General features: G+C 59.4%; 7 protein-coding genes. All 7 read right to left on the minus strand.

Annotated elements, in window-relative coordinates; translation table 11 throughout:
- Window positions 1-37: 37 nt before the first annotated feature.
- Window positions 38-964 (minus strand): PfkB family carbohydrate kinase, encoded by a 927-nt coding sequence (locus RX972_RS16025; protein WP_316876820.1) that lies wholly within the window; start codon window positions 962-964, stop codon window positions 38-40.
- Window positions 954-2,423 carry a purine-cytosine permease family protein gene (locus RX972_RS16030; RefSeq protein ID WP_316876822.1) on the minus strand — a complete coding sequence of 490 codons (1,470 nt, stop codon included), beginning with the start codon at window positions 2,421-2,423 and terminating at the stop codon, window positions 954-956. The genes RX972_RS16025 and RX972_RS16030 overlap by 11 nt, the downstream gene beginning before the upstream one ends.
- Before the next feature lie 146 nt (window positions 2,424-2,569).
- The gene (locus RX972_RS16035; RefSeq protein ID WP_122703934.1) at window positions 2,570-3,583 is read right to left on the minus strand and encodes an ADP-ribosylglycohydrolase family protein; all 1,014 of its coding nucleotides are present in this window, start codon (window positions 3,581-3,583) and stop codon (window positions 2,570-2,572) included.
- Window positions 3,580-4,293, minus strand: a complete 714-nt coding sequence (locus RX972_RS16040; RefSeq protein WP_049826996.1) for a GntR family transcriptional regulator — start codon at window positions 4,291-4,293, stop codon at window positions 3,580-3,582. Before RX972_RS16040 ends, RX972_RS16035 begins: the two co-directional genes overlap by 4 nt.
- Before the next feature lie 200 nt (window positions 4,294-4,493).
- On the minus strand, window positions 4,494-5,141 hold the full coding sequence (locus RX972_RS16045; RefSeq protein WP_316876826.1) for a DsbA family oxidoreductase: 648 nt from the start codon (window positions 5,139-5,141) through the stop codon (window positions 4,494-4,496).
- A 57-nt stretch (window positions 5,142-5,198) separates the two neighbouring features.
- Window positions 5,199-6,191: an alpha/beta fold hydrolase gene (locus tag RX972_RS16050; protein ID WP_099270397.1), complete on the minus strand. Its 993-nt coding sequence runs from the start codon at window positions 6,189-6,191 to the stop codon at window positions 5,199-5,201.
- On the minus strand, window positions 6,191-6,434 hold a 244-nt coding region (locus tag RX972_RS16055), incomplete at its 5' end, for a hypothetical protein (RefSeq protein WP_316876827.1). The genes RX972_RS16055 and RX972_RS16050, both read right to left, overlap by 1 nt.

Here is a 6,434-nt window from a genome sequence, read left to right on the forward strand (position 1 = left end):
GTCGACTGTACCGGCCTCTTCGCGAATAAATTCGCTCCTACCGGGATCGCGCGACCAACTCCTCTACTTCCCGCGTATCCGGCGATGTCGCCGGGCCCCAACGGGTCACGGCAATTGCCGCCGCAGCGTTGGCCCGCAAGGCCGCCTGTTCCCATGAAAGCCCCACCGCAAGGTTAGCCAGCAGCACGCCCGCATGGGCATCACCCGCGCCATTGGTATCGATGGCTGTGACCGGAAAGCCGCCCACATGCCGCGTCTGTCGATGCTGACGAACCCAGCACCCTTTCGGTCCGTCGCGGACCACGATCAAGGCATCATCCGGCAGCAACTCATCCAGCCGGTCAAGCGCCTGGGCAATGTCTTCACACTGAGTAAAACGCAACGCCTCTTCGCAATTGCTGCTCCACAGATCAAGCCGAGGCAGCAACGCACTGACCTGCGGCGCATCGGGCGAATGCACCAGCGGCCCCGGGTCGAACGCCACGGTCACACTGGTCGGCAACGACCCCAGCCAATCCAGGAGGCTCTGCACTTTGCCTTCGTGCAACAGGCTGTAGCCACTGACGTAAACATAGTCGTCAGCTTGCACCGTCACGCTATTCAAATCCTGTGCCGACAAACCGCCTTCGGCCCCCACGTAAGAAATGAACGAGCGCTCCGCTGACGGTTCGATCAGTGCCACGGACAGCCCGGTGTCCTGTTCCTCGCTGCACGCAGCGCTGAACTGAATACCTTCGGCGGTCATGGCCTGACGCGCCAGATCACCGAACTGACCTTTGCCATGGCGACCCAGATAGACCACCGGCATGCCGTTGCGCCGGGCCGCAGCCATGACATTGAAACCGCCACCCGCTTCAAACCGGGCGGAACTGGCCAGCACATCGCCGCCAGAAGCTGGCAGCTTGTCCAGCGCCATGACCAGGTCGACAACGACCTGGCCGGTGTGCAGCAATCTAGCGGGCATGTTGGGCCTCTTCGGAAAACGCTCGGCGATCACGGGCACCGCCCAGAATCCCATAGACACCACCCGCCACCAGGAAGGTCACGATCCAGCCCAGGCCGTTATGACCCAACCAGGAGTCGGACAGGAAACCGGTGAACAACACGTTGTCAGCGGTAGTGGCGACGGTGGTAAAGCTGAAGCCCAGCACGATCGCCGATGCCCAGGCTCCCAGTGCACGCCACTCCACGCCGCCGCTGTACCAGTAAGCACTGCTCGGCGATACGTCCATCAGGTCTTTACCCGAGTAAACCTGGCGATGAATGAGGTCGACAATAAAGATCCCGACCCACGCCGTAGTCGGCACTGCCAGCAGCGAAATGAAGGTAATGAACGGGCCGTAGAAGCTCTCGGCGATGAGCATGAAATAGATCGAGCCGATGAAAATCGCGACGATATCGACGATCACAGCGTGAACCCGTTTGACCTTCAAACCCAGGGTCAAGGTGGTCAAACCGGCCGAGTAAACGGAGAGGTTATTCGACAGCAGCAAGCCACCAAACGCAGTAATCAGGTACGGCACAGCCATCCAGTTCGGCAACAGTTCGCGGATCGCGATGATCGGGTCGGTGGCCGAGGCCAGATGATCATTGCCCACCGACAACAACCCACCAAGGGTAATCAGCAACACCAGCGGAATCCCCGCACCAAATGCCGCCGAGGCCACCAGCCGCGTGGCTTTGACGCTGCGATGCTGATAGCGGGACATGTCCGCACCGGCGTTGGCCCAACCGATGCCGGTGCCTGCCGCCATGATGCCCACGCCAATGATCATTGCGCTCAGTGGTGCAGGCGCCGCGCTGAACACAGCATTCCAGTCGATATGGGCAATCAGGAAGCCGCCAACCACCACGTTCAGCGCGCCAAAGATGTAAGTCGCCCACTTCTGGATAACCAGCAACGTGGCGTGGCCCAAGCCGGAAACGCACAGCGTCATCAGCACGAAAATAGCGATGAACACCAAGGTCAGGGCCGGCGTGTTTTTCGCTTCAACCGGAGTGCCGAACAGGATCGCGGACAGCGACAGCAGCACGAAAGCTGCCGTCGTGGTGTTGACCGTTTCCCAGCCCAGGCGCGACATCAGCGAAACGATGGTCGGACCAATATTGCCGCGCACACCGAAGATGGCGCGGGACAACGTCAGGCTCGGCGCACGTCCACGGCGACCGGCGATGGAGATCACCCCGACTACCGCAAACGATCCCGCCGCACCGAGAATCGCCACAATGATTGCCTGCCAGATCGACAACCCCCGGAACGCCACCAACGTCGCACCCAAAGGCAAACCGAGGATGCTGATGTTGGCGGCAAACCACACCCAGAACAGCTGCAACGGATGGCCATTGCATTCGCTTTCCGGGACCGGCTCAATGCCGCGGGTTTCCAGTTGTCCTGCGCTTTGTGTGCTGCTTGATGAAGTCATGAGCCTAGCTCCAGTGCCGATTATTTTGGTTGTGGGCAGTGCGGAATCAGTAACACGTCCGTGTCATGTGTGGCTGTCGGGACAGCCGGATGCCTGGCGCCACAACGGTTGCCCGCGCGGCGTCAACATTCTTCACATCAGCAAACTCAGGCTGAACGCAAGGCCAGCAGTCCCTCGACCAGAGCCGTCAGCTCCAGCCCGTTAACGCGTTTGACCTGATCAATCAGCACCGGTGGCCAGGCTCGCAAACCCTGACTGGCACCCAGAATTGCGCCGAGAATCGCCGCGATGGTGTCGGTGTCGCCGCCGAGGCTGGCTGCCATGCACAGCGCTTCAAATGCCGACAAACGATCCACTGCGACTTGCTGCGCCAGAGCGAAGGCTGCGACCACCGATTCCTGTGACGCCACCGAGGTGCCGATCACGTCGTAGAGCAAATCCGGCAGTGCCTCGTTATCGCAATCGGCGCACAACTGTTGCGCCCATTCGATACGTGCCCCGACGCGCCCGCCCGCGACCCAATGACCGTGCTGCTCGCCCAGTTTGGCGGCGACGATGCCGAGCTTCAGCGCATCGCTCAGGCTCGCACCGTTGATCCCGGCGGAAACGGCACCGGCCACTGCAGCAGCACTGGAAATCCCAAGGGTGGTGTTATGGGTGACCTGACAGGCCTGGACTACCGAAGCAATAAACCGCTGCGGGTCGGCAATGTTGGCGGCAATGCCCACCGGGGTGATACGCATCGCGGCACCGTTGGTGGTGCCAAACCGGCCTGACTCTTCAGGGCTGTGACCCGCAAGAATCATTTCGATGGCGCGCTTGGTGGAAGGGCCCAGCAGATCCTGTGACCCCTTGGCCTGCATCACCGCTTCCCAGTCGATCAGGCTTTGAGCCAGATCAGAAGGGTTGATGCGCCCGGCCCCAGCCACCAGCAATTCGCCGACCAATACAGCCTGCTCGGTGTCATCGGTGATTGACCCTGCGGGCATATTCGGCGCAATGGGTTGATCAGCATCGGCGGCCATCAAGGTCAGGATTCGACCGAAACGCGCCTCGATCTGAGCACGACTCAACGATTGGGTCGGCATGCCCAGGGCATCGCCCAAGGCCAGCCCGTAGAACGCCCCCAAGGCGCGATCGGTTGTGTCGACAAGGCTCATGACTGACCTCCGAACGCCAGATGCATCCTGAAATGCACCGGGTCCAGCAGGCTCTCCACGTGCTCCATGAAGCGCTCTTGTCGATCGTAAGTTGTACGGATGGCCTTGAGGAAAACGCTGCCCGGCTTGCGCATCATTAACATCGCATCGTCGGAGCTCAGCGGCTCGGCGCCGATCCATTGATCACCACGATCACCGACGAAGCCGTGAGCCGCCAGCGTGATGGTCAGGGAGTCCTCGATCAAGCCGGTGTCGGGCAGGTTTTCCAGCCCTTCGATAGCCGGGACCAACGCCCGTTCAAGGGAAACCACGCTGCCATCGGCAGCGCTGCGCCGACGGTCAATGGCGATGAAGTGGACGGTGCCAAACCGGCTGTGCAGGTCTGCCCGCTCGACCTGCACGACGCGCAGGATTTCGGTAGTAACCCTCGCTCCGGTATCAGCCAACGCCTGCGCCCAGCCGCTGCGCTGATCGAGGCTGATGCCGTCGTAGGTCACAATCGAACCTACACCCGACTGGGTGGCGATGTAATTGCGTCGTTTGAGTTCGGCGAGGGCTTCACGCAACGTGCCGCGACTGACATCGAATTCCTGCGCCAGCAGATGCTCGCCCGGCAAAAGATTGCCCGACTCCAGTTGGCCACATTCGATGCGTCGTGCAAGCTCATCCACTACGCGTTGTTTTTTATCAAATCGGACATGTCTAATCATGTACAAAGTGATAACCGAAAGCTGCCTTGGTCGGCAACATTTATTTCACGGAGGAAACCAGAGTTTATGTGTGTGGGAGCGAATTCATTCGCGAAGGCGGTGGCATACAGGACAGAAACTCTGTCGACCAGACCAGCCCTTTCGCGAATAAATTCGCTCCTACCGATATAGATCCCAAAGTATCTATTGCGAATATCCGGTTATTTCCCCTCACTCACTATCTGACGAATGGCACCCACAAACACCTCAACCGGCTGCCCGCCCGATACTGCATATTGGTCATTGAAGACAATCGTCGGCACCGAGCTGATGCCTCGTGAAACCCACAATTGCTCTTGCTCGCGGACTTCGGCGGCAAATTGATCGCTGCTCAGAATCGCCTCTGCACGCACTCGATCAAGGCCGACTTTCTGCGCAACATCAGCCAACACGCGATGGCTGGACGGATCAGCAAGGTCTGTGAAATAAGCCGCGAACAATGCTTCCTTCAACGCTTTTTGCTTGCCTTCAAGCTCGGCCCAATGCAGCAGCCGATGGGCGTCAAACGTGTTGTAGATGCGGCGGTTACCCTGAGTGAAAGTGAAGCCTAGCTCGGCCCCACGCTGACGAATATTTTCCCGGTTGGCGGCAGACTGTTCAGGCGTCGAACCGTATTTCTCGAAGATGTGCTCGTTCAGGTCCTGCCCTTCAGGAGGCATGTTCGGGTTCAGCTCAAAAGGCTGGAAATGAATCTGTGCGCGCACTTCATCGCCCAGCTCAGCCAGGGCGTCGTTCAAGGCTCGCAGGCCGACCACGCACCAGGGGCAGGACACATCGGAAACGAAATCGATTTTTAGCGGAGTGCTCATGGCAGGCTCTCTCTGGATAAAGAAAGCCACCACGATACGCCTAAGTCGGGAGGTTGTTCAAAGCTGAGCCATGTTGCGACCGTCGTCGTGCTGCGCACGTAAGTAAGGCAAGACGGCCGCCAGCAAGGGCGCTTTGAAGGCTTCCTGAAAACGGTGCGCCAAGCCTGGAATCAACCGCAACTGGCTACCGCGAATGTGCGCCGCCACATGCACACCGTGCATGACCGGCAATAGCGGATCGGCGGTGCCGTGCACCACCAGCACCGGTAGACGAAGACGGTCAAGCAGCTCCACCCGGCTCGGCTCAGCGAGAATCGCCAGTATCTGGCGCTTTACGCCTTCAGGGTTGAAGGCCCGGTCGTAGGACGCAGCGGCCTGTTGCAACAGCATAGCGCGATCATCTTTGACCTCCGGACTGCCCAGCGCCGCAAGCAAATCAGCCTGTTGCTCCAGCGCAGCTTCGCGATTAGGCGCACCACGCTTGGCCAGCAACTGTAGCAATGCGGGATTGGGCATCGGTAAACCCTGCGCTCCGGAGCTGGTCATGATCAGGGTCAGGCTCTCGACGCGCTGCGGTGCGAGATCCGCCAGATGCTGCGCAATCATGCCGCCCATGCTCGCGCCTAATACATGAAACTGGCGAATCTGCAGGGCATCCATCAGCCCCAGCGCATCGTCAGCCATGTCGGTCAATGAATACGGTGCAGACACTTGCAAGCCCAACTTGTAGCGCAGCACTTCATAGGCGAGGTTAGCGTTGGCTGGCGGAGCGTTCCAGGTCGACAGACCGACGTCACGGTTGTCATAGCGAATGACCCGATAACCCTGCTGACACAGAGCAGCCACGACTTCGTCAGGCCAGTGAATCAACTGACCACCCAGCCCCATGACCAGCAGCAACGCAGGGTCGGATTCGCTGCCGATACTCTGATAGGCGAGCCGCACTTCTTTGAGCGCGGCTATCTGCACAGGAACATTGACATCACATTTGGAGGCCGCAAAAGACGGCAAGCCGCACAAAAGTGCGGCCAGAAAAAGAAGAACGCGCATTAAGAAACACCGACAAACAGATCCCCAGTAGGCAGCGAGTGTGATGAAGTTTTGCAAAGCGCGCTGCCACAGTTACGTGACAGTTTGATGAAGGGGGCTGAGCGGTCGTTTTCGAGCCAATCACGAAACACCGTGGGAGATTCTATATTTGCCTGCAAACACACGTGTGGGAGCGAATTCATTCGCGAAGAGGCCGGTACATCCGCAGCCTGTTTATCGACTGGAATGCCGCCTTCCCGAATA

This window comes from Pseudomonas syringae group sp. J309-1 (genome assembly GCF_032582135.1).
Lineage (GTDB): Bacteria > Pseudomonadota > Gammaproteobacteria > Pseudomonadales > Pseudomonadaceae > Aquipseudomonas > Aquipseudomonas quasicaspiana.

Coding starts and splice junctions, on each gene's coding strand:
- RX972_RS16030 (WP_316876822.1), bottom strand. CDS start 2,423: ATGACTTCATCAAGCAGCACACAAAGCGCAGGACAACTGGAAACCCGC.
- RX972_RS16040 (WP_049826996.1), bottom strand. CDS start 4,293: ATGATTAGACATGTCCGATTTGATAAAAAACAACGCGTAGTGGATGAG.
- RX972_RS16035 (WP_122703934.1), bottom strand. CDS start 3,583: ATGAGCCTTGTCGACACAACCGATCGCGCCTTGGGGGCGTTCTACGGG.
- RX972_RS16045 (WP_316876826.1), bottom strand. CDS start 5,141: ATGAGCACTCCGCTAAAAATCGATTTCGTTTCCGATGTGTCCTGCCCC.
- RX972_RS16050 (WP_099270397.1), bottom strand. CDS start 6,191: ATGCGCGTTCTTCTTTTTCTGGCCGCACTTTTGTGCGGCTTGCCGTCT.
- RX972_RS16025 (WP_316876820.1), bottom strand. CDS start 964: ATGCCCGCTAGATTGCTGCACACCGGCCAGGTCGTTGTCGACCTGGTC.